This is a genomic window from Acetobacter oeni, assembly GCF_011516825.1.
Lineage (GTDB): Bacteria > Pseudomonadota > Alphaproteobacteria > Acetobacterales > Acetobacteraceae > Acetobacter > Acetobacter oeni.
In genome coordinates this window covers 29,563-50,467 of sequence record NZ_WOTA01000018.1, presented here as the reverse complement: position 1 = coordinate 50,467, position 20,905 = coordinate 29,563, and the positions used below count along the sequence as shown (strand labels likewise).

Annotated in this window: 17 protein-coding genes; 9 read left to right on the top strand and 8 right to left on the bottom strand. The window is 63.3% G+C overall.

Translation table 11 applies throughout. The annotated features are described in order from the left end of the window. Positions 1-5 precede the first annotated feature (5 nt). From GOB90_RS12275 to GOB90_RS12265, 3 genes are all read right to left on the bottom strand, one after another. Positions 6-545, bottom strand: a complete 540-nt coding sequence (locus GOB90_RS12275; protein ID WP_146889991.1) for a flavin reductase — start codon at positions 543-545, stop codon at positions 6-8. After that, positions 535-1,236, bottom strand: coding sequence for a peroxiredoxin-like family protein (locus tag GOB90_RS12270; protein ID WP_146889988.1), 702 nt, complete (start codon positions 1,234-1,236; stop codon positions 535-537). Before GOB90_RS12270 ends, GOB90_RS12275 begins: the two co-directional genes overlap by 11 nt. Before the next feature lie 95 nt (positions 1,237-1,331). Further along, positions 1,332-2,219 (bottom strand): LysR substrate-binding domain-containing protein, encoded by an 888-nt coding sequence (locus tag GOB90_RS12265; protein ID WP_173572078.1) that lies wholly within the window; start codon positions 2,217-2,219, stop codon positions 1,332-1,334. 146 nt (positions 2,220-2,365) lie between these two features. Between GOB90_RS12265 and GOB90_RS12260 the strand changes: the two genes are divergently transcribed. Genes GOB90_RS12260 through GOB90_RS12240 form a run of 5 tightly spaced genes read left to right on the top strand, consistent with a single transcriptional unit; the run spans position 2,366 to position 7,544 of the window. After that, positions 2,366-3,457: an LLM class flavin-dependent oxidoreductase gene (locus GOB90_RS12260; protein ID WP_146889982.1), complete on the top strand. Its 1,092-nt coding sequence runs from the start codon at positions 2,366-2,368 to the stop codon at positions 3,455-3,457. A 14-nt stretch (positions 3,458-3,471) separates the two neighbouring features. Next, on the top strand, positions 3,472-4,458 hold the full coding sequence (locus GOB90_RS12255; RefSeq protein ID WP_146889978.1) for an NAD(P)-dependent oxidoreductase: 987 nt from the start codon (positions 3,472-3,474) through the stop codon (positions 4,456-4,458). 24 nt (positions 4,459-4,482) lie between these two features. Beyond that, complete coding sequence (locus GOB90_RS12250) at positions 4,483-5,274, top strand: class II aldolase/adducin family protein (RefSeq protein WP_146889975.1); 792 nt, start codon at positions 4,483-4,485, stop codon at positions 5,272-5,274. A 54-nt stretch (positions 5,275-5,328) separates the two neighbouring features. Beyond that, positions 5,329-5,928 carry a cysteine dioxygenase family protein gene (locus GOB90_RS12245; RefSeq protein ID WP_146889972.1) on the top strand — a complete coding sequence of 200 codons (600 nt, stop codon included), beginning with the start codon at positions 5,329-5,331 and terminating at the stop codon, positions 5,926-5,928. Beyond that, a complete protein-coding gene (locus tag GOB90_RS12240) occupies positions 5,925-7,544 on the top strand; it encodes a rhodanese-like domain-containing protein (protein ID WP_146889969.1) in 1,620 nt (539 codons plus the stop codon). The genes GOB90_RS12245 and GOB90_RS12240 overlap by 4 nt, the downstream gene beginning before the upstream one ends. Before the next feature lie 58 nt (positions 7,545-7,602). Here GOB90_RS12240 and GOB90_RS12235 read toward each other — a convergent pair whose 3' ends face one another. Both GOB90_RS12235 and GOB90_RS12230 read right to left on the bottom strand, forming a co-directional pair. Continuing rightward, complete coding sequence (locus tag GOB90_RS12235) at positions 7,603-8,358, bottom strand: ABC transporter ATP-binding protein (protein ID WP_146889966.1); 756 nt, start codon at positions 8,356-8,358, stop codon at positions 7,603-7,605. After that, positions 8,355-9,155 carry an ABC transporter permease gene (locus tag GOB90_RS12230; RefSeq protein WP_146890073.1) on the bottom strand — a complete coding sequence of 267 codons (801 nt, stop codon included), beginning with the start codon at positions 9,153-9,155 and terminating at the stop codon, positions 8,355-8,357. Before GOB90_RS12230 ends, GOB90_RS12235 begins: the two co-directional genes overlap by 4 nt. A gap of 217 nt (positions 9,156-9,372) precedes the next feature. Here GOB90_RS12230 and GOB90_RS12225 point away from each other — a divergent pair, with 217 nt between their 5' ends. The 4 genes from GOB90_RS12225 to GOB90_RS12210 are packed head-to-tail and all read left to right on the top strand — an operon-like array spanning position 9,373 to position 13,435. Beyond that, complete coding sequence (locus GOB90_RS12225; protein ID WP_242011991.1) at positions 9,373-10,341, top strand: aliphatic sulfonate ABC transporter substrate-binding protein; 969 nt, start codon at positions 9,373-9,375, stop codon at positions 10,339-10,341. Beyond that, positions 10,338-11,915, top strand: coding sequence for an FAD-dependent oxidoreductase (locus GOB90_RS12220; RefSeq protein ID WP_146889963.1), 1,578 nt, complete (start codon positions 10,338-10,340; stop codon positions 11,913-11,915). The genes GOB90_RS12225 and GOB90_RS12220 overlap by 4 nt, the downstream gene beginning before the upstream one ends. Beyond that, entirely contained in the window at positions 11,912-12,247 is a 336-nt protein-coding gene (locus tag GOB90_RS12215; RefSeq protein WP_146889960.1) for a 4Fe-4S dicluster domain-containing protein, read from the top strand. Before GOB90_RS12220 ends, GOB90_RS12215 begins: the two co-directional genes overlap by 4 nt. Positions 12,248-12,286: 39 nt before the next feature. Next, the gene (locus tag GOB90_RS12210) at positions 12,287-13,435 is read left to right on the top strand and encodes an acyl-CoA dehydrogenase family protein (RefSeq protein WP_146889957.1); all 1,149 of its coding nucleotides are present in this window, start codon (positions 12,287-12,289) and stop codon (positions 13,433-13,435) included. 265 nt (positions 13,436-13,700) lie between these two features. On the opposite strand, the gene addA is transcribed toward GOB90_RS12210, so the two are convergent. From addA to tsaE, 3 genes are read right to left on the bottom strand one after another with little or no spacing between them, the layout of a single operon-like run. Continuing rightward, a complete protein-coding gene (addA, locus tag GOB90_RS12205; RefSeq protein WP_373322059.1) occupies positions 13,701-17,240 on the bottom strand; it encodes a double-strand break repair helicase AddA in 3,540 nt (1,179 codons plus the stop codon). Then, entirely contained in the window at positions 17,237-20,314 is a 3,078-nt protein-coding gene (gene addB, locus GOB90_RS12200; protein WP_173572077.1) for a double-strand break repair protein AddB, read from the bottom strand. Before addB ends, addA begins: the two co-directional genes overlap by 4 nt. After that, positions 20,311-20,811 carry a tRNA (adenosine(37)-N6)-threonylcarbamoyltransferase complex ATPase subunit type 1 TsaE gene (gene tsaE, locus GOB90_RS12195; protein ID WP_146892730.1) on the bottom strand — a complete coding sequence of 167 codons (501 nt, stop codon included), beginning with the start codon at positions 20,809-20,811 and terminating at the stop codon, positions 20,311-20,313. Before tsaE ends, addB begins: the two co-directional genes overlap by 4 nt. Positions 20,812-20,905 lie beyond the last annotated feature (94 nt).

Genomic DNA, 20,905 nt, shown 5'->3' with positions numbered 1-20,905 from the left:
CGGATTTATTGTGTGGCACTGCCGGAGAGCGGCAGATGGTGGAAGTTTCTCCCGAACCAGGCGAGGCCGGCTTCCGGGGCATCGTGCAGGCCGATGGCTTCGACGATGCAGAACAGCACATCGTGGCTGCCTGAGCTGTGAATATCGCTGATGGTGCAGTCGAGTGTCACCACCGCGTCATCGAGCAGGGGGGCTCCGGTCTGGCCTGTCCGCCACCGGCCGGTGGCGAATTTTTCGTCTGCGCTGCGCCGGCTGCTGGCAAAAATGCCTGCCAGCGCATTGTGCGGGGCGCCAAGAATGCTGATTCCGACGACGCCGTTTTGCAAAAAGGTTTCGTGCGACCGGTTCGAGCGGTTGAGGCAGACGAGAACAGTTGGCGGTGCGTCGCTGACGCTTGTGATCGCTGAAACCGTCAGCCCCTGGCGCCCGGCGGGGCCGTCCGTGGTGACGAGCGTGACCGGCGCGCCAAGGCGGCTCATGGCCTCACGGAAAAGATCGGTCGCCACGGGCGGGCGTGTCAGGTCGGCGAGTGTTTCAGGCTGCATGGGAGGCGGCCTCCTTTTTCAGACCAAGTGCGTCCAGGATGTCTTCGCTTTCTGTGCGGTCCATCCAGTCCGGGGAGATGTCGGCGAACTGTACGACGCGTCCGGCGCCTGCGATCAGCACGGCTGGTTTTGGAAGTTCCCAGGTATTGTCAAGGCCGTTCAGAGAAGCACTTTTACCGCCTTTGGTTTCGGCTGACAGACGGGAGGGTTCATCGAACTCATAGGTGATCCCGAGCGCGCGGGAGAGGGTGAGGTCCGTGTCGGAGACGACCGGAAAGGGCAGATCATGCCGGGTCACGATCTCGCTGAGCGGTCCGGCTGGCTGCGGCGAGATGGCGATCAGGGGGATGCCGGCGGCTGACAGACGGGGCCAGAGTGTGTCGCGGTAATAAGGCAGCGCGATGTTACAGGCCGGACACCCGGCAAAGCGGAAAAAGACCAGAACGAACGGACCGTTTTCAGCAAGACGGGACAGAGAAACCGGCGTTCCGTCGAGGGGCCGGAGCGAAATATCGGGCAGGACATCGCCGGCACGGACATGGGCTGTCGCGTCGTGTTCACGCACGAGACGGGTTCTCTGGTTACGGTTTACGGCGAGCGCCTCCGGTGTCCATGTGCGGGCCCGTTCCTCTTCGAGGGTCTGGAACCGGGACCGGAGCGATGGCCGGGCGTTGACGCGATCTGAACTCATGATGATCCTCAGAAAAGAATATCCGACGACCGATCCTGGCGCGGAGGCGTGTCCGGTGCATAAGGAGTTCTTTTCAACTGTCGCTTGAGTGTTGCTCAACCGGCGGCCGCCCGCGCCAGAAGGTCGCCCAGATCGGTTCCGGCATCTGAAAGGCCGTTGCGACGCACCAGGATTGTCTCGATGGCGGGAACGTCCGGCAGGGTTCCGCTGGTGATGACGGGCAGGCCTTCCGCCGTGGCGAAGCGTCGGGTACGACAACTGATTCCCAGACGTCCGCGAACACCTGCCCGCATGGCCGGCAGGTTGGGGGTTTCCAGCACAAGGCGGTAATCCCGCCGTTCCTCTGTGAGCACGCGGAGCGCCGCGTCACGAAAACGGCAGGGAGGTTCGAGAAGAACCAGGGGCACTTCCTCGCGTTCCGCGATGGCGGGGTCTCCGATCCAGGCCATCTGATCGTGGCCGACCACGTCCCATGTCGCGCCCTGCCGGTCGCCATGCTGACCGAGGCAGAGAACGAGATCGAGGCGTGAGCGGTCGAACATTTCCAGCAGCTCCACGGAGCCGCCGACACGCACGACGAGTCTTGATCGCGGATGGGCGAGACGAAATTCCCCGAGGACGTCGGGGAGAATCGTATCGGCAAAATCCTGCACCATGCCGATGGTGATGGGTTCGGGGTCGAAATCCTGGCCCAGCGACCGGACGATCTGGTCATTGAGGGCGAGCAGCTGGCGGGCGTAGGTGACGAGTTCCTCGCCGACGGGGGTGAGCAGGAGGCGGCGACCGTCCCGCCGGAACAGTTTTTGCTGAAGGGTGTCTTCCAGTCGTTTCATCTGAAGGCTGAGCGCGGACTGCGTCAGGAAAATCGTTTCCGTGGCCTGCGCCATGGAGCCGGCTTCGACAATGGCGACGAAGGATCGCAGCAGTTCGGTTGGCACGTTGCGTGCCATGCGCTGCGGGAGGGAATGGCCGGACTGGGACATGGCGGGCACTCCTGATCGGGTCATGCCTCTCTGGCATATTAACGCCCGTAAACTGCACTATGATTATTTCTTGCTTGTTTTATCTGCATAAGCAAGAGTTAATTTAACTAATCACTAATCATTTTAGTGCAATAAGGGGACACGCCATGTCCGTTGAGTTCATTGGTTTCATCGGGAGCCGCAATCAGTCAGAGATTATTCCTCCGGAGGGTCCGGTGGTGAATCTGAATCATATCGAGACATCGGCAAAACTTCATGAAAACGGTGGATTCGACAGAACTCTGATCGCCTTTAACGCCAGCTCGCCCGAAAGCATTCTTGTGGCGCAGCACGCGACGTCGGTGACCCGCGATCTGGGTGTGCTGATCGCGCACCGGCCAGGTTTTAACGCGCCGACCATCGTGGCGCGTCAGCTTGCCACGCTTGATCATCTGTCACGGGGCCGGGTTGCCGTACATATCATCACGGGCGGTAGTGATATTGAGCTTCAGGCGGACGGCGATCATACCACCAAGGCGGAACGGTATGCCCGGACGAGCGAATATCTCGACATCGTCCGAAAGGAATGGAGCGAGCCGGCGTCTTTCGATTATGCTGGCAGATTCTACGATGTTCGCGGGGCGAACTCGCTCGTCCGGCCTTATCGTGAGTCGGGGATTCCGGTTTATTTCGGCGGGTCATCGGAGGAAGCCATCGCGGTGGCCGGTCGGCATGCCGATGTTTATGCGCTGTGGGGTGAGACGTACGAGCAGGTTGCTGAAACGGTTGCCCGGGTCCGGGCCTCCGCCGCGCGATACGGGCGCACACCCCGGTTCTCGCTGTCCCTGCGCCCTGTCCTTGCGGATACGGAGGAGGCGGCCTGGGCCAGGGCGGACCGGATTCTTGAGACAGCCCGGTCTCTTCAGGAAAAAACCGGTTTCACGCGCAACGCTGAGATTCCGAATGAAGGATCGCGTCGTCTGCTTGCCGCGGCCGGTCAGGGAACGCGGCTCGACAAGCGTTTGTGGACGGGGATCGCGGCGCTGACCGGGGCGAAGGGGAATTCGACATCACTGGTGGGTACGCCGGATCAGGTGGCGGATGCGCTGCTGGATTATTACCGGATCGGGATCAGTACTTTCCTGATTCGTGGATTCGATCCGCTGCCTGATGCTTATGAATATGGCCGCGATCTGATTCCCCGCGTGCGGGCTCTGGTTGCTGAGGAAGACGCACGCTCGGCAAGCCGGGCTGCCTGAGGGGCGCGACGATCATGCCGCAGACCGCGTCTGTTCCGGTATTGCTCAATCAGCTTGGCGACCGCCTGGGGCATGACCTGGAGCGCTTTCAGGGTCGTCTGTCGGTGGTGCCGGGGCGTCGCGATGGCGGTGCGCCATGGGATGTCGGCGAGGCTGACATTCTGCTGACCGGCCCTTCGCCGGCCTGGGCGGGGGCGCCGCGCGAGGTGCCCGAAAGCTGGGGCAGGGGGCCGCGCTGGGTGCAGATCGCGTCCGCGGGTGTCGATGGTTTTCCGGAGTGGCTGCTGCGTGACCGGCTTGTTACATGTGGTCGCGGAGATGCGGCGGTTCCGATCGCGGAATATGTGCTGACCGCGCTTCTGCTTCATGAAAAGCGGATCGATATCCTGCGTCCCGACGGGCCGGCGGCATGGCTGGAGACGGCGCGGAAGCTCGGGGATAACCCGGCCAGCGGCACACTTGAGGGACGCAGGCTGGGTCTTTTCGGTTTTGGCGCCACGGGGCGGGCTATCGCCGGCCGCGCGCGTGCTTTTGGCATGCGTGTTCTGGCCCTGCGCCGGACCGGATGGTCTGGTGTTGAGGAAGGAGTTGAGGCGGCTTCATCCCTGGAGCAACTTGTGAAGGAGGCGGATCATCTGGTTCTGGCCGCGCCGCTGACGCCGGAAACGCGTGGGATCATCGGCGCGTCCGTTCTGGCTGTCTCGAAGCCGGGTCAGCATCTTGTCAATATCGCACGTGGCGCGCTTATCGATCAGGAGGCTCTGCTCCGCGCTCTGGATGCCGGTCGTCCGGGGTTTGCGACGCTTGATGTGACCGATCCGGAGCCGCTGCCCCCCGGGCATCCGTTTTACAGCCATCCCCGTATTCGTCTCACCCCGCATATCTGCTGGTCGGGGCCGGATGTGCGGCGCCGGTTTTCCGATCGTGTCCGGGAAAATATCGAACGTTATCTCGACGGACGGCCTCTTCTCGACATCGTCGATCCGCTCCGTGGCTACTGAACGCAGAATCAGAGGATTATTCCGGTGAATGTCATCACACAGGCTGTTCCGAAAGCGCGTCATCGTCGTCTGGAGCCGCGACCGGCGGCTGTATCGTTCGGGGAGGAACGTCTCCACCGGAAGCAGCGTCTGGCCGCGACGTTCCGGCTGTTCGCCCGGTATGGGTTCGATCAGGGGCTGGCAGGGCATGTGACGGTCAGAGATCCGGAATTTCCCGATCAGTACTGGATCAATCCGCTTGCGGTGCATTTCTCGCAGATAAAGGTTTCCGATCTGCAGCTTGTCGGTCATGACGGCACGATCCTGATCGGGGACAGACCGGTCAACGCGGCGGGGTTCACGATTCATTCCGCGCTGCACAAGGCGCGGCCGGATGTCATTGCGGCCGCGCACACGCACTCCACTTATGGCAAGGCTTTTTCGGTGCTGGGAACCGAACTGCTTCCGCTTACCCAGGATTCCTGCGCGTTTTATGAAGATCATGTGGTCTTCGATCCTTTTAGTGGTGTCGTGCTCGACGACAGCGAGGGTGAGCGGCTGGCGGAGACGCTGGGCAGCAGAAAGGCGCTGATCCTTCAGAATCATGGTCTGCTGACAGTCGGGCCTTCCGTGGAGGCAGCGGCCTGGTGGTTTATCTCCATGGATAATGCCGCGCATGCCCAGTTGCTGGCTCAGGCCGCAGGTCCGGTAAAGCCGATTGCGCCGGGGGTGGCGCGACTGACGGCCAGCCAGGTTGGCACTCATCAGGGCGGCTATTTCTCTTTTCAGCCTTTGTGGGACTGGATTGTTGCTCAGGAGCCGGACCTTCTCGACTGACCGGGGGCAGGCAGCCCGGGAATATGGTTTTTTAGAACAGGACGAACGAAAACGATGTCATCCATCGCTCCGCTTCGCGACTTTGTCGTCGGGCTCACGAAAATCTACGATCGCAACCTTCCGGAGGCTGTCGTTCAGCAGCAAGGTGCCGCGCTGCTGCGGGCTCTTGTGGCCCGCGACACCTGGCTTCCTGATGAGTTCGCTCAGCCACATCCGGAACGATACAGTCAGTATCTGCTGCATTGCGATCCTCTGGAACGATTTTCGGTTGTCAGTTTTGTGTGGGGGCCGGGGCAGAAGACGCCTTTGCACGATCATCGTGTCTGGGGGCTGATCGGGATGCTGCGCGGGCGCGAGAGCGAGACCCAGTATGAGGTGGCCCCGGACGGAACATTCCGTGCGGGTGAGACGACGTTTCTGGAGCCGGGTGAGGTGGCGACGCTGGCGCCGGGGGTCAATGACTATCATCTGGTCGCCAATGCATTCGACGACCGTACCTCTGTTTCAATTCACGTTTACGGGGCCAATATCGGCGGCGTTTCCCGCGCCACCTACGATCCTGTCACCGGCACGGAAAAAGCGTTTATTTCAGGCTATTCCAGTGAGGACGTGCCGAATCTCTGGGATCGGTCCCGTCAGAAGGAGGCGGCATGAACGCGTTTTCATCGTCGGACGCCACGGCGGCTGTCAGGGAAACTGCTGCGGAGGACGTGCGGCGTCTGCTGCGTGACGGCCAGGAGATCGCGCTGATTGATCTGCGGGAGGAAGATCCTTTCGCGGCCGGGCATCCGCTTTTTGCCGTCAATCTGCCATTCGGGCGCATTGAAGAGCGGATCGCCGGGCTTGTTCCGCGCAGGACGGCGCCGGTTGTTCTGTACGATAATGACGAGGGCCGGACCGGGGCGGCGGTCCGGCTGTTGCGCCGGCTCGGGTACGCGGATGTCTCTGTTCTGAAAGATGATCTGCGAGGCTGGAAAGACTCCGGCGGCGAAATTTTCATTGATGTGAATGTGCCCTCCAAGTCTTTTGGCGAACTCGTCGAGCATGTTCGTCACACGCCGTCTCTGCCGGCGGAGGAGCTGAACGCGCGTCTTGAACGGGGGGATGATCTGGTCATTCTCGATGCGCGTCGGTTCAGCGAATACAATACGATGTCGATCCCGGGCGGACGCTCGGTGCCCGGCGGCGAACTGGCTTTGCGGGTGCGTGATATCGCGCCGTCTCCGGAGACGGCGGTTGTTGTCAACTGCGCCGGGCGCACGCGCTCGATCATCGGGGCTCAGTCTCTGGTGAACGCGGGGATTCCCAATCCGGTTTTTGCTCTGCGCAACGGGACCATCGGCTGGACGCTGGCGGGTCTTGAGCTTGATCGTGGTGCGACGCGGCGCGCGGTGGAACCGGGGGCGGAAAATCAGCGGGAAGCACGGGTTCATGCGGCGGGTCTGGCGGACCGGACGGGGGTGGGGGTTCTTTCGCGCGAAGAATTTCAGGGGCTTGAGGCTGATCCGGATCGGTCGCTCTACAGGCTGGATGTCCGGTCTCCCGAGGAATATGAAGAAGGGCATCTGGCGGGGTTTCGCTCCGCTCCCGGGGGGCAGCTTGTACAGGCCACGGATGAATGGGTGGGTGTGCGGCACGGGACCATTGTTCTCACCGACACGGATGGTGTTCGCGCCCGGATGACGGGCCACTGGCTGAGGCAGCTTGGCTGGCGGGAGGTGTATGTTCTCGATGACTGGTCGGGTCTGGCGCGGGAAAAGGGGGCTGAGCCTCATCTTTTCGCGGCGCCGCTGCCGGAGGCGGACACCATTGCGCCGGACAGTCTTGCGGCGGCTCTGAAATCCGCGATGCCGCCGGTCGTGATTGATCTTGCTCCCAGCCCGGTGTTTCGCAAAGGACATATTCCGGGCGCTCTGTTCATTCTTCCGGCGGAGCTGACGGCGCATCCTCTGCTTGCGGAAGCGGCTGACATTGTTCTGACGTCACCGGACGGAGTTGCGGCGCGGATCGGAGCGGCACAGCTTGTTCAGGCCGGGCATCGTGTTCGTGTTTCCGAAGGGGGAACACGGGCCTGGCAGGCGGCGGGTCTGCCTGTTCAGACCGGTCTTACCGAAGCGGAAGCTCTGTCCGCGCCGACGGATGCCTACAAGCGGCCTTATGAAGGCACGGATAATGCCCGGGCCGCCATGCAGGCTTATCTCGACTGGGAGTATGGTCTTGTCGCGCAGCTTGAGCGTGACGGGACGCATGGTTTTAATGTTCTGGAATAGATCCTCTGTTTAGCAGAGGATTTTACAAGCGGAAAATCAGGGGCGGAGGCCCCTGGTATCAGTCGTCGTCGTGGACGCCGAGGGCGTCGAGCAGGATGGAACGCAGATGTCCGAAGCGCGGATCGTCGTGACGGCGCGGGCGATCCAGCGGAATGGGCAGATCGGTCCGGATGCGTCCGGATTCCAGGACCACGGCGCGGTCGGCAAGGAGCAGCGCCTCGTCGACATCGTGTGTGACGAGAAGCACGGCGCAGCGGTGGCGTGTCCATAATCCCGCGACGAGTTGCTGCATTCTGAGGCGTGTCAGCGCGTCCAGCGCGGCGAAGGGCTCGTCGAGCATCAGAAAGGCGGGTTCCCGCACGAGCGCGCGGGCCAGCGCGGCGCGCTGGGATTCGCCGCCAGAGAGAGTCAGGGGCCAGGCGTCTCCGCGATGGCCGAGACCGACTTCCTCCAGAACCTCTCCGGCCCGTTCGCGTCCGGCTTTGCCGCCGGTCTGGCCGAGAATGATATTCTGCCAGACACGTTTCCAGGGCAGAAGCCGGCTTTCCTGGAAGACGACGGCGACGTCCCGTGGACGTGAGACATGACCTTCGGTGACGGGATCGAGCCCGGATAAGGTCCGCAGCAATGTCGATTTGCCGGAGCCGCTTCGTCCGAGAAGCGCCACGAATTCGCCGGGGGCGATGGTGAGATCGAGTCTGTCGAGCACGGGCGGCCCGTTGCTGAAACGGCGGGTCAGGCCCTGCACGGTGACGGCGCCGCTGTTGTGTTCCGCTGGTATGATGTTTGCGGGAGGCTGTGAAATCGCGTTCATACGGGCTGCCCTTTGCGGTGCTGTGCCGGGCGCCAGGCGAGAAGCCTGTTTTCCAGCATCCGGACGATCTGATCTGACACGAGACCAAGCAGACCGTAGATAAAGAGACCGACGAGGATGATATCGGTCCGGAGGAAATCTTCAGCGTCCATCATCATATGTCCGATGCCGCTGTCGGCGTTGACCTGTTCGGCGACGACGAGCATCAGCCAGGAGATGCCGACGGCGAACCGCACGCCGATGAGCAGATCGGGCAGGGCGCCGGGAAGGATGACATCGCGGATTGTCTGGCCGCGTGAAAGTCCGAGTGTCCGCGCCATTTCCAGCAGTTTCGGGTCGATGGACCGGATGCCTTTGTGGAGATTCAGATACACCGGAAACGTCGAGCCGAGTGCGACGAGAAGAATCTTGGGGGTTTCACCGATGCCGAACCAGAGGATGAACAGCGGCACGAGCGCGAGGACCGGCAGTGTGCGCATGATCTGGAGCGGCGCGTCGACGATATCCTCCCCGGTGCGGGACAGGCCCGCGATCAGGGCGAGGCCGATTCCGGCCACCAGCGCGATCGAGAGACCGGACACGGCCCGGAGCAGGGAGACGCCGAGATTGACCGGCAGGGTGCCGTCATGGATCAGGGACCAGCCCGTGGAGATGATCTGCGTCGGGGATGCGACAAGACGCGTTGACAGGAGCCCGGTCGAACAGGCGATCTGCCAGATGAGCAGCAGGACGACCGGCGAGAGGTACCGTCTGAGGGTGTGCCAGCCCCGCAGCTGAAATTTTGCGTGCGGCTTCATCGTCAGGACCGGGCGGGCGGTGTGGACCGTGTGCCGGAGGGTCGTCTCGGACATGGGGGCTCCGTTGGCTGGATCTTCTTCGTCCTGTTTTCACACGGTTTACCCCAGATGGTCCGGTAAATTATATTCAGGCCATAGTTTAGCGTGATTTAATTGTATCGCACTGACCCCGGTGCTGGTTTACGCGGACGTCCTTATTCCTGAAAGCTGCGTGACCATGCGTTCTGCTCCGCTTTTTCGTTTTGTCGGCGTGATGCTGTTTCTGTTGTCGGGGTTTTCCGCATTTATTTGTTTTGTGCCGGTCATTGCGGCGCGGGCTCAGGATGAACTGATCGTGGCGGATCAGAAAGGACAGCAAAAGGCGCTTCTTGAAGCGGCCGGCGTCGGGCATGATCTTCCGTACAGGATACACTGGGTGGAATTCGAGGCTGCCGCGCCGCTTTTGCAGGCGCTTGGCGCCGGCGCGGTTGACACCGGGATAGCGGGGGACGGGCCATTTCTGTTCGCCTGGGGAGCGGGTATTCCCATAAAGGCCGCGTATGTGGTGCCGCCGCGTGGCGGAGGCCATGCGACGGCGGTGGTTGTGGCTGCCGGATCGGGCATTACGTCGGCCGCGCAGTTGTCCGGAAAGCGGATCGCCACCGGGCGCGGATCGATTGGTCATCTGCTTCTTCTGCGGCTGATCGCGACAGGGGCCATTCCCGCGCCGGCGCCGCAGATTGTGTTTCTTCAGCCCTCTCAGGCCAAAGCCGCTCTGGATACCGGGCGTGTGGATGCGTGGTCGACATGGGAGCCGTATGTGTCGCTGGAAACGACCGGTCATAACGGGCATGTCGTGGTGGATGCGGCGGGTCTGATGCCGAACAACAGTTTTTTTGTGGCAACAGAGGCCGCGCTTCGGAACAAACGTGCGCTCCTCAATGATTTTTACGGGCGGGTCACACAGGCTTATGCATGGGGCCGGCAGCATCAGGATCAGTATGCCCGTATCCTGGCGCAGCAGACCGGGTTGCCGGATGCGGTTGCCGCCTCTGTGGCGGAGCGGCTGATTGCTTCGCCGGTACCCGTCGGTGACGATGTGGTGCGGGCGGAGGAGGTCACTCTGGACACTTATCGCGATGCCGGTCTCATGACGCCACCGGGGCCTGTATCCTCGGCGTTCGACCGGGAGACGGTCCTGCCATGAGCGGTGCGGAAATCCTGAGTGCCCGGGCGGATGTTCTTGTTCTTGGCGGCGGCCTTGCCGGATGCTGGGCGGCGCTGAGAGCGGCGGTGCTCGGTGCGAGTGTGATCGTGGCTGAGAAAGGGTATTGCGGCACGTCCGGCGTGGCGGCGACGGCAGGACCCGGTCACTGGTGGGTGCCGCCGGAAAAGGGGCTGCGCGAGAATGCTGTCAGCAGGCGGCTGGCGGCCGCGCAGGGTCTGGGCGATCCGGTCTGGATGATGCGGATCATCGAGCGGACGTATGAAACGCTTCCTTCCATTTCATCGCATTATCGGTATGAGCCGGACGATAACGGGGTCATACGCTGGCACGCGCTTCGCGGTCCCGAGTATCTGCGGGCGTTGCGGCAGAAGGTGGTCGCCGCGGGTGTGCGTATTCTGGACCATGCGCCGGCTGCCGGTCTTCTGAAGGACAGCGCGGGTATTGTGACGGGCGCGCACGGTGTCCTTCGGCAGGGGACGGCGTCGGAGTGGCGCGTGCGGGCCGGGGCGGTTGTGCTGGCGACGGGAGGATGTGCTTTCGGCTCGGCTTTGCTGGGGGCGGCCAACAACACCGGCGACGGTCATCTGATGGCGGCCGAGGCGGGGGCGGGGATGTCCGGCATGGAGTTTTCATCGGTCTTCACGGTGGCGCCTGCCCGGACGACGATGACGCGAACGATGATCTATTCTTTCGCGCACTACTACGATTCAGACGGGTATCGGATCGTTCCCCCCGCGGGACCGCACGACAATGCTTTTCTTGCCGGGGCGCTGGCACGGGGGCCGGTGTTATGTGATCTTTCCGCCGTGCCTGAAGATATACAGCGTCAGCTTCCTCAGATTTCACCGAATGTGGTTGTGACATTCCGGCGTATGGGCATTGATCCGTTCCGTCAGCGTTTTCCGGTGACGCTGACTGGTGAAGGAACTATCCGGGGTGTGGGGGGCATTCGTGTCACTGGTCCGGATAGCGGGTGCGGTGTTCCGGGCCTGTTTGTGGCCGGCGATGTGGCGTCGCGCGAACAGGTGACTGGTCCGGTCAGTGGCGGGGGTGCTGTCAATTCCGCCTGGGCGCTGGGGTCAGGGTGCATTGCGGCGGAGAGTGCGGTTGCGTTTGCGGGGATAAACAGGGTGTTGCCGGAACCGGCTGAGAGCCGTCTCGCGGAGAGGGCGGATCGCGCTCATGTGGCCCGGGAGGCGGATCTGGCCGGATTGCGGGAGGTCATCGCTTCCGAAATGCTTTCGCCGGAAAAGCAATATTTCCGTACGGCGGGTAATCTGCTGAAAACAGAGGTGCGGCTGGCTGAGTGTCACCGGACACTGGCCACGCTTCGTTCTGAAACAACGCGGCGTGGTCAGCAGAAATTTCGGGAGCTGGAATCTATGCTTGCGGTTGCGCGGTGGTGTACGGCAAGTGCGCTGGCGCGGGAAAACAGTCTGGGCATGCACCGGAGGACGGATACTTCGTCGGAAGAGTTCACTCCTTTTCATATTACGAGCTGTGGTCTGGATATGGTCCGGACGCGCCGCGTTCCTGTGGAGGCGCGCGCATGATCAGTGTCGTTTTCGATGAGCGCTGCACGGCCTGCAATGAATGTGTGGCCGTTTGTCCGGGAGATGTATTTGATGCCCGCGCCGGTCAGTCTCCGGTGATCGCGCGGCCTGATGATTGTCATACCTGCTTTATGTGCGAACTTTATTGCAGGACTGACGCACTTTACGTGGCGCCACAGACTGATGAACGGAGTGTATCTCATGATCAGGCAGCAGAGCTTTCGGGAGATTTCCGGCGGGAGTCAGGGTGGGATGAATGGGGTGACGATCCGCGTCTGCGGAATCAGCACTGGCGGCTGGAAGATGTTTTCAGACGGGCACGTGGTGTCTGAAATATCATACCATCCTGTGGATGCAGGGAAGGATCGGTGATGGACGGATCACAGGCAGGCAGCTTCCGGACAGAGGTGCCGGATGAGCTTGTGGAGCGGTTTGCAGCCCGCGCGGCGGCGTATGACCGTTCCGGTGACATTGCGCTTGACAACATCGAAGATCTTCGCAGGGCTGGGTTTCTGGCACTGGCATTGCCGCGTGCGAAAGGGGGAGCTGCTATCGATCTGCGGCAGATGGTGGAGATTATCTCGAAGGTTGCGCGGGGTGATCCTTCGACGGCGTTGATTCTGGCGATGCAGTATCTGCAATCTGGCGCTGTGGCGCAGTCTCAGGTGTGGCCGGATCCGGTGAAAGATGAAGTCTTTACAACGATCGTGCGTGATGGCGCGCTGATCAACGCGCTTCGTGTCGAGCCCGATCTGGGCACGCCCGCGCGGGGCGGTATTCCGGCCACGCGGATAAAGCGTGTCGACGGGGTCTGGCGTCTGAGCGGGCGGAAGATTTTTTCAACGGGCTCATTGGCCCTGACATGGGGGATTGTCTGGAGTGCCACGGACGAGCCGGAGCCGCGCGTGGGGCAGGTTCTCGTACCGCTTGATCTGCCGGGCGTGACGATTGAAAAAAGCTGGCATCAGCTCGGTATGCGCGCGACGGGCAGTCATACGATTGTTTTTGACGATGCAGCTGTTCCGGACAGGTATCTCGTCAATCTGGTTCCCTCCGGCGCCGAAAGCCCGGAGCCGCCGGTGCAGGCGGCGTGGCATGCCGTTGTGGTGGCCGCGCTCTACGATGCGATCGCGCGATCCGGGAGGGACTGGCTGATCTCATTTCTGAAAACGCGCGTGCCTTCCGCGCTGGGGCGGCCGCTTTCGACTTTGCCTGCATTTCACACTGTTCTTGGAAAAATTGACGGTCTTCTGCTGACGAACGAAGCGCTGATCGAACAGGCGTTGAGCCGGAAAGAGTCGGGTGTGAGCAGCGGGGCCGAGGCGGGACAGATCAAGCGTCTGGTCACTGAAAATGCAATCGCGGCTGTTGCCGGGGCGGTGGAGGTGACGGGCAACCCGGGGCTGAGTCAGGATAATCCGCTTGAGCGGCATTACCGGAATGTTCTGTGCGGGCGCATTCATACGCCGCAAGCCGATGTTGTGCTGGAGGCGGCGGGCAGAGCGGCTCTGATGGAATAGTCTGGTGTATGGCTGAAGCTGTGTTTTTGTTAAGTTCTGATATGTAATTTTTCACAGTGACCCGGGCTCTGCCCGAACCCGGCAGGGACCACAGGCCCCTGCATCCGGATCTGTTGATAAACAAACCGGTTTCCAAAGGTCTCCGGCCTTTGGTGGGTTTCTGGGCAAAGCCCTGAGAAATGCAGTCACTTTTAAAGTGAACAGAGCCATTGCTGGCACTGTGTTTTCAGGAAGGCGGCGGGACGCGGTTTGCTTTCAATTTCCGTCAGAGCAGTCCCTGCCTGTTCAGGAGTTCATCCGGAATGACCATTGCCACGGGTGTTTCCGTCCAGACGAGGCTGCACTCGATTATGCGTCCGGCATAGAGCTGACTGAGCAGAGCTCTGTAAGCGGCCATCTGGCGCAGATACAGAACCGGCACACGATCGACAGAGAGGGGAGGGCGCCGGTTTGTCTTAAAATCGCAGATCAGAACACGATTATCCATGACTCTCATCCGGTCGACCTGACCGACAATCACGTTTTCACCCACAATTCCGGCCAGACGCTGCTCGGCCCGGCTTCCGGGTGCGAAGAGGGGCGCAAGCGCCGGATCGTCCATGACGGCGATAACCCGGGCGACAAGCCGCGCGGCTTCCTGTTCGTCCAGTCCGTTTCCGGGGCGCAGCAGCCAGTTGTAAGCGACATTCGTACGATCTTCCTTTGCTCTGTCGGGAAGAAACTGAAGCAGGGCATGGATCAGGGTGCCGCGGCGGAACGCGGCTTCACGCGCGGCGCTGGGGGTTAGCGCCGCGAGATCCAGCGGGGAGCGGGTGGCCGGGCGCTCCCCGAGGACTGTGTCGTCCGGTCGGCTGGGGGAGAGCGGACGGGCCAGCGCGGGTTCGGCGGGGGGCGGAACCGGGGTCCAGTCCGGCGCCTGCCCCATCCAGGCGGGTAAAGGGGGTGGCACGGGAGACGGCGACGGGGCTGTGGAGTGCGCGGAAGCCTGGGTGTGCTCCGCGATCACCAGGCGTTCGCCGCTCCATCCGCCTGCGAAATCCTCTGATTGTGCCCCGGCTTTAGCGAAACCGTCGACGCAGCGGCTGTACCAGCTTTCCTCGCTCAGCTTTCGCGGTTCCCAGCCACAGATGATGAGTCGGTCGCTTGCGCGCGTCAGGGCGACGTAGAGCAGCCGGTTATATTCCTCCGCTGCCCGGACCCGGAGTGTCTCGCGAAGTGCGCGGGTTGTTTCTGTCGCGGCATCGTTTCGCGGTACGAAAACCGGCAGGGCCGGCTCGCCTTTTTCTTTGGGCAGCCAGAGCAGCCTGGCGTCGGAGCGGGGTGTGCCGACTGTATCCGGCAGTATCACCAGCCGTGCCTGTAGTCCTTTCGCGCCATGGGCAGTCATCACGCGCACGGCGTTCGCGGAGGCGTCGGGTTCCCGCTTTACGGTCTCGTTCGAGTGCCGCAGCCAGTGCAGGAAGCCTTGCAGAGAGGTTGCGTGGGCCTCTTCGAAACGGAGGGCGGCGGACAACAGATCGTCGATCGGTTCGGCGGCTTCCGGACCGAGCCGGGCCAGGATACGTGCCCGTCCGCCATGCGTGCCCAATGCTTCGGACAGCAATCTGAAGGGCGAGATGTAATCCACGCGACGAAACAGGACGGACAGAAAGGTCCAGGCCGCTGACCAGTCCGGGCGTTCGGCGTGCCGTTCGCGCAGCACGGTCCAGAGCGGTTCTGGCCGGGTCTTCGCCTCCCCTGGCGGCGAGCGGTCGAGCGCAAGCGCCATGAGGCTGTCATCTGTCAGCCCGCCGAGGGGGGATGTCAGCACACAGGCCAGGGTGAGATCGTCCTGTGGCAGCAACAGCGCATCACACAGCGCCATCAGATCCTGTACGACAACCTGGTCCGCCAGGCCGGTCCGCACCAGGGTTGCGACCGGCACATCGACCGATTTCAGCGCCCTGATCAGGGCGCGGACGAAGGCGGACCGGCGCGGGACCAGAACCAGGACGTCTCCCGGTTTCAGCGGCTGTTCGCCGGGCGCCGGAGGCTTCAGCAGCTCTGTTGCAATCTGGCGGGCGAGCGTGTCCGCCAGACGCCGGGGCGGTGAGACCTGGGCAGCGTTTTCCGTGGGCGCCTGCCAGGGAGAGGTGGCTTCTGAAGCGGCCGGTTCGCTGTCGCTGTCGTCATCTTTTGGCACAAGTGGCCAGAGTTCGACGCATCCGCCCTGGCCTGGGCGGGCGGTTTCGTGATGCGGCATGGGCTGTCCGGGCTCGCTGACTCCGCGTGCCGCGAGCGGATTGCTGAACACCGCGTCAACGAGCGACAGCACGGGGGTTGTGGACCGGAAGGAAACGGTGAGGGTGGGTTCTTCCCATTGTTCGTCAGCATTTTTCACGCGCTGCTCGAAGCGGTGGCGCCATTCACGAAAGGCTTCCGGATCGGCGCCCTGAAACCCGTAAATGGATTGTTTGTAGTCCCCGACGGCAAAGATCGTTCGTGACCCGCGTGCGCGTTCATGCGCTCCTTCGCCGGTGAAGAACTCCTCCGTCAGACCGCCCGCGATCCGCCACTGTTCACGCGATGTGTCCTGAACTTCATCGAGCAGCAAATGATCGATGCCGCCATCCAGTTTGTAGAGCACCCATGCGGCGCCCGGATCGCGCAGCAGGCGCAGGGTGCGGACGATGAGATCATCATACTCGACCTGTCCACGCAGGTTTTTTCCGGTCGCGTACGTCTCCAGAACGGGTGAGGCGGTTTGCAGCAGGGCCATTGTCAGCGTTGTCAGCGTCAGGGCGCGCCGGCTTTCCTCTGCCGCGAGAATGCGGGTGCATTCCGCTTCCAGGATTGTGACGATATCTGGGTGAGCGTCCGAAAATTTCTTGTTCAGACCGGCATTTTTCCGTGGATCTCCCTTCGATGTCAGAAAGAGTCCGGACCAGGCGGACCAGGTTTCCGCGCGGGCGTCGGGTTGCTGCGCCAGCCAGTCGAGCATTGCGACGGCCATTTTTTTCACGCTGTCCGAGCCGCCTTCCGCGACCTGTCTCAGTGCGTCTCTGAGTCTGTCTTCCTGTGGGATGCCGGTGCAGGCGTCCCGGACGGGATCGGCTGTTTCGGTGTTTTCGATGCCGAGGGCATGCAGAAGCTCTTCACGCAGGTCCCGCGGGCTGCTGCGGGCGAGGCTGAGAACGGCGCCGGCCTGACCGCTGCCGCGAAGTTCCGCGAGCAGGGTGGTGAAATCCGTCAGCGAAATCTGCGTGGCGAGCGATGAAATCTGTCCTGACGGTGCCCGTGCCAGTTCGCTCTCCGTTGCATCCTGCAATGCCAGCGAGGCATCGGTGTCTTCCAGCAGCGTGAAATGCGGATTGATCGCGGCTTCCAGCGGGAAGCGGCGCAACAGGGACTGACAGAACGCGTGAATTGTCCCGATCCGCATCCCGCCGGGGAGATCCAGCACCCGGGCGAACAGAGCGCGTGCCTGAGGTCGTGCCGAAACGGGAACCCGCAGACCGGACAGCGCCTTATCCAGTTCCGCGTCGGACAGTGTGACCCATCGGCCCAGCGTCCTTTGCAGACGGATGGCCATTTCCGCCGCCGCTGCTTTCGTGAATGTGAGGCAGAGAATACGTGCGGGGTCGGTGCCGGGGATGAGTGGCGCCTGCGGATCGTGCGGATCGGGGCGCGGGAGCATCAGACGCAGCAGCCGGTCGATCAGCAGCTTGGTTTTACCGCTTCCGGCGGAGGCCGAGACGAAAACGGAGGCGTTCGGGTCGGAGGCGATGTTCTGCTGTTCGCAGGCCAGCTGAATGGCGGTCATCATTCGCTTCCGTCCTCCCGTGCCGTGCTCCATTCCGCCACGCGGGCGAGCTGAGCGTAATCGGCGAAACGCGGCTCGTTGCCCGGATGGGGGTGAGACAGATAGGGCTGATCCGGATTGTCATAGGCAGTGACCCGCTCCCGGAGACTTTCCCAGGCCAGCACGGCAAGTTCCGCGATGGTTCCGTCTTTAACCGTCACGCCCATATCCTCGCCCGGACTGGCGCCGCCGGTTAGTCGCCAGTACAGCAGTTCCGTGACGCTGACCGGCTTTTTGTCGCCGGGTTCGGGCGGGACGTCCGGGAAGCCGCCGGTCGCGAGCATGGCGGCCTCAAGCGGAAGCTGCGGATTCCAGCCGGCCACCACGTTGGTATTCGAAGGGACGCTGCCGGTCTTGTAATCGAGGATCGACGCGCTGCCGTCTTCGAACACGTCGATCCGGTCGGCCCGGCCTGTCAGATCGAACGGTCCGCCCGGCAGATCCGTCATCCGGGTGCGTCCCCGGGCTTCCGTGACGATCCTGGATGGCACACCGTTCTGACGGCGGGCGGTTTCCGCCTCTGCGACCCAGGCGGCGATCCGGGTCAGGCGCGGACGCCACCAGGCGGCGAGAGCGGGGCGCAGGCCGGCGTTGTCGAGTCGGGCGAGAAAGAGGCTTTGCAGGCGCGCGGCTGCGTTCGCGGGCCAGTTTGTGCCGTGCTCCCGGAACCAGTCATCGAGCGCGCCATGAACGAGACTGCCGTAATCCGACGCATCCACGGACTGTTCCAGCGGATCGAGCGGTCTCAGTTTAAGGACATGCCGGGCATAGATCGCATAAGGATCGCGTATCCACGTTTCTATTTCCGTGACGCTGAGTCTGCGCGGGCGCCGGCTCAGAGGCGGGCGGGGCGCGGGCGGGGTGGCTGCGACCGGCGCGCCGTCCGGGCGATCGAGCTGTTTCAGCCAGGATTGCGCGGGATGGTCCGGCAGGCTCTGGCCGCGTCCGGCGAGAAACGCATCAAGCCGGACAAGCCAGCGGGCCGGCACGGCGGGGGCGCCTTCGCGGCGGCCCGGAGCGGAGAGGATCACCTCTTCGGCTGAAGCGATGCAGGTCGCAAAATCATGCGCGGCCTGTCCGATGGCCTGTTCCGGCGAGGGCAGTCCGACGCGGGTTCGCATCGGACGGCTGAGCCATGGTCCCGGGTCCGTTGCCGGTGGCCAGACGCCTTCGACCAGGCCGCCCAGAATTATCAGATCGACTGTTTGCAAACGCGCTTCGGTCTGACCCCAGATAAACACGCGGGGATGCAGTGTCAGCGTTGTTTCGCCGCGCCCCCGGAGGGCATGACGGGTCTGGATTCGCTCTTCGGTCAGCACGGCGCAGAGCAGGCCGTCCAGCACTGTCCATGGTTGCGGGGGCAGGACGTCGCCGGAGGTCAGCAGATCGGAAAGCCGGTGCGCCAGCGCGTTGCCGTCCTCGCCGCTCCAGAGCCTGTCGGCGCCCGGTGTTTCGTCCGTTGCCGCCAGGGATTCCGCCGCTGTCAGCAGGGCGGTCAGCAGATCCGGCAGCGGCGCGGCCTCACGCGTGGCGTTCAGCGCCGGGAGCAGGCAGGCTTCGAGCCGGTCGAGAAAAAGATCGACCGGCTGTGGTTCGTCCGGGCGGTCGGCCGAGGCTCCGGGCAGCGGGTCGGTCTCATCCTGCCGCAGTTCGATGACCCGTGCCCGGAGCCCCCCGATCCCCGGGGCGGGAGCCGGACCACGGAGTAGCAGCCGCTCGATGAGGCGGGCCGAAGCCCGGCAGGCGCCCGGGCTCATGCCGCAGGCGACCAGCGGATGTTTCAGCAGCGCGAGCAGCGCGACGGGGGCGAGATTCTGATCCGCGGCCTGGGCGAGCAGGCGGACCAGAACGGCGGCCGGCGTTGCTATGAGAAGCTCGCCGGCGCTGTCATCGGCGAGGATGTCCCATCGCGCCAGTTCGGCGGCGACGCGGCCGGCCAGGGCGCGATCGGGCGTGACCAGCGCGGCCCGCCGTCCTTTCCGCGCGATGGCGGCCCGGAGCGCGAGCGCGATGGCCGCTGCTTCTTCCTGCTGATCGGTTGCTGTCAGTCGCATCAGGCCGGTGCAGTCGACGCGCTCCGGGTTCAGCGTCCAGTCGCCGAGGGCGCTGGCCGGCAACAGAGCCCGGGCGATCAGGTCGGCGCGGGTGGCGGGCGGGGTGTGCTGTCCGGCCTCGTCCGGGAGAACCGGGGGCCAGAGCTCCACGTCGTCGCGCCGGGCGTCGAGCGTGGCCAGTAAGCGGGAAAAGCCCGCCTGCGGATGGCCGTCCGGCAGGGCTGCGAAGGTGTCTTCGTCCATTGAAAGATCGAGACCCTGCAGGACGAGGCGACCGTTCGGGTGAGTCAGAATACCGCGCAGAGCTTCCGCTGTCGCGGGCAGTGCGTCCGTGAAGCCCACGGCCCACAGCCGGCTGGTGGCTTTGCTGACATTCCGCGCCCAGTATGCCCCCTGCGCTTTAAGCAGCGCGACCTGACGGGCCACGGGATTCATCAGTCCCTGTTCGCGAAGCCATTCGGGCCAGACCGAGGTGACAATGCCGAGAAATTGCAGCGTCACCTGCCAGTGCGCTGCAAAACCCTCGTCCACGGCGTCCGGCAACGCTCTCGCCAGGTCGATGTCCGTCCGTTCGGCTTCATCCATCAGATCCGCCAGCGCGCGCGCCAGTGGCCAGGCCTGATCGAGCATCGGTCGCGTACCGAAGGCGTTTTCCGCCTGGAGCACCAGCCGGGTCAGAACCGCCAGTCGGCGCATCGGTGGAACGGCGGGCGGCAGAAGCAGGCTTTCCGGGCTGGCGAGCGCCATTTCCGCCTCATCCAGGCCGCCGATCGGAACGATCGCGGGGAGCAGGACCGCGCGGCCGTCGGTATGACGGAGGAACGCTTCGGTCAGAGCACGGGCAGCGCGACGGCCGGGCAGCACGAGGGTACCGTTTCCGATCAGTTCCGGATCTTCATCGACGCCGGCGGTCCAGCGGGCGGCGATTTCGTCGAGAAAGCGGAGATGAGCCGGAAGTGTCGCCAGAGGAAGAGTTTTACTCATGCGTGGGGGAGTCCTGCCGGAGACAGCGTGCAGAGGCGTGCCGCCCAGCCGGTCAGCGTCACGGTTCGGGGTGTGTCCTCTGTTCCGGTCTCGTCCGTCGCGGTTATGGCGTCCGGCGTAAGGACAATATGGAGGGCATCCGGTGGTGTCATGTCCTCCAGCCGTTCCGGCCATTCGACCAGGACGACGCCGTTTCGCGCATCGTCCCAGCCCAGTTCTTCCAGAGCCTCCGGTCCGTCGAGACGCCAGAGGTCAAAATGCGCCACGGGTGAGATGGTGGCGTCATAGGTCTGTACGAGTGTGAAGGTCGGGCTGGGGACATCCAGTGCGGGGTCGTGGCAGAGCTCACGCAGAAATGCTCTTGCGAAGACGCTTTTCCCCGCGCCCAGCGGACCGGAAAGAAGGATGGCGTCGCCGGGCCGGGTGGCCCGGGCGATCGCGACGGCCAGGTGTTCCGTGGCGGCGCGGGTCGGCAGCCTTAATGTCTTCTCGGTCATACGCGGCGGGGTCCGGGTCGGGCTTCTGTCAGAAGCGGCTATGTTTACCTCTGTTAGCTGTCACGAGCGAGTTTGGAAGGGGGATTGTGTGAAG

Coding starts and splice junctions, on each gene's coding strand:
- GOB90_RS12275 (WP_146889991.1), bottom strand. CDS start 545: ATGCAGCCTGAAACACTCGCCGACCTGACACGCCCGCCCGTGGCGACC.
- GOB90_RS12270 (WP_146889988.1), bottom strand. CDS start 1,236: ATGAGTTCAGATCGCGTCAACGCCCGGCCATCGCTCCGGTCCCGGTTC.
- GOB90_RS12265 (WP_173572078.1), bottom strand. CDS start 2,219: ATGTCCCAGTCCGGCCATTCCCTCCCGCAGCGCATGGCACGCAACGTG.
- GOB90_RS12260 (WP_146889982.1), top strand. CDS start 2,366: ATGTCCGTTGAGTTCATTGGTTTCATCGGGAGCCGCAATCAGTCAGAG.
- GOB90_RS12255 (WP_146889978.1), top strand. CDS start 3,472: ATGCCGCAGACCGCGTCTGTTCCGGTATTGCTCAATCAGCTTGGCGAC.
- GOB90_RS12245 (WP_146889972.1), top strand. CDS start 5,329: ATGTCATCCATCGCTCCGCTTCGCGACTTTGTCGTCGGGCTCACGAAA.
- GOB90_RS12240 (WP_146889969.1), top strand. CDS start 5,925: ATGAACGCGTTTTCATCGTCGGACGCCACGGCGGCTGTCAGGGAAACT.
- GOB90_RS12235 (WP_146889966.1), bottom strand. CDS start 8,358: ATGAACGCGATTTCACAGCCTCCCGCAAACATCATACCAGCGGAACAC.
- GOB90_RS12230 (WP_146890073.1), bottom strand. CDS start 9,155: ATGAAGCCGCACGCAAAATTTCAGCTGCGGGGCTGGCACACCCTCAGA.
- GOB90_RS12225 (WP_242011991.1), top strand. CDS start 9,373: ATGCGTTCTGCTCCGCTTTTTCGTTTTGTCGGCGTGATGCTGTTTCTG.
- GOB90_RS12220 (WP_146889963.1), top strand. CDS start 10,338: ATGAGCGGTGCGGAAATCCTGAGTGCCCGGGCGGATGTTCTTGTTCTT.
- GOB90_RS12215 (WP_146889960.1), top strand. CDS start 11,912: ATGATCAGTGTCGTTTTCGATGAGCGCTGCACGGCCTGCAATGAATGT.
- GOB90_RS12210 (WP_146889957.1), top strand. CDS start 12,287: ATGGACGGATCACAGGCAGGCAGCTTCCGGACAGAGGTGCCGGATGAG.
- addA (WP_373322059.1), bottom strand. CDS start 17,240: ATGATGACCGCCATTCAGCTGGCCTGCGAACAGCAGAACATCGCCTCC.
- addB (WP_173572077.1), bottom strand. CDS start 20,314: ATGAGTAAAACTCTTCCTCTGGCGACACTTCCGGCTCATCTCCGCTTT.
- tsaE (WP_146892730.1), bottom strand. CDS start 20,811: ATGACCGAGAAGACATTAAGGCTGCCGACCCGCGCCGCCACGGAACAC.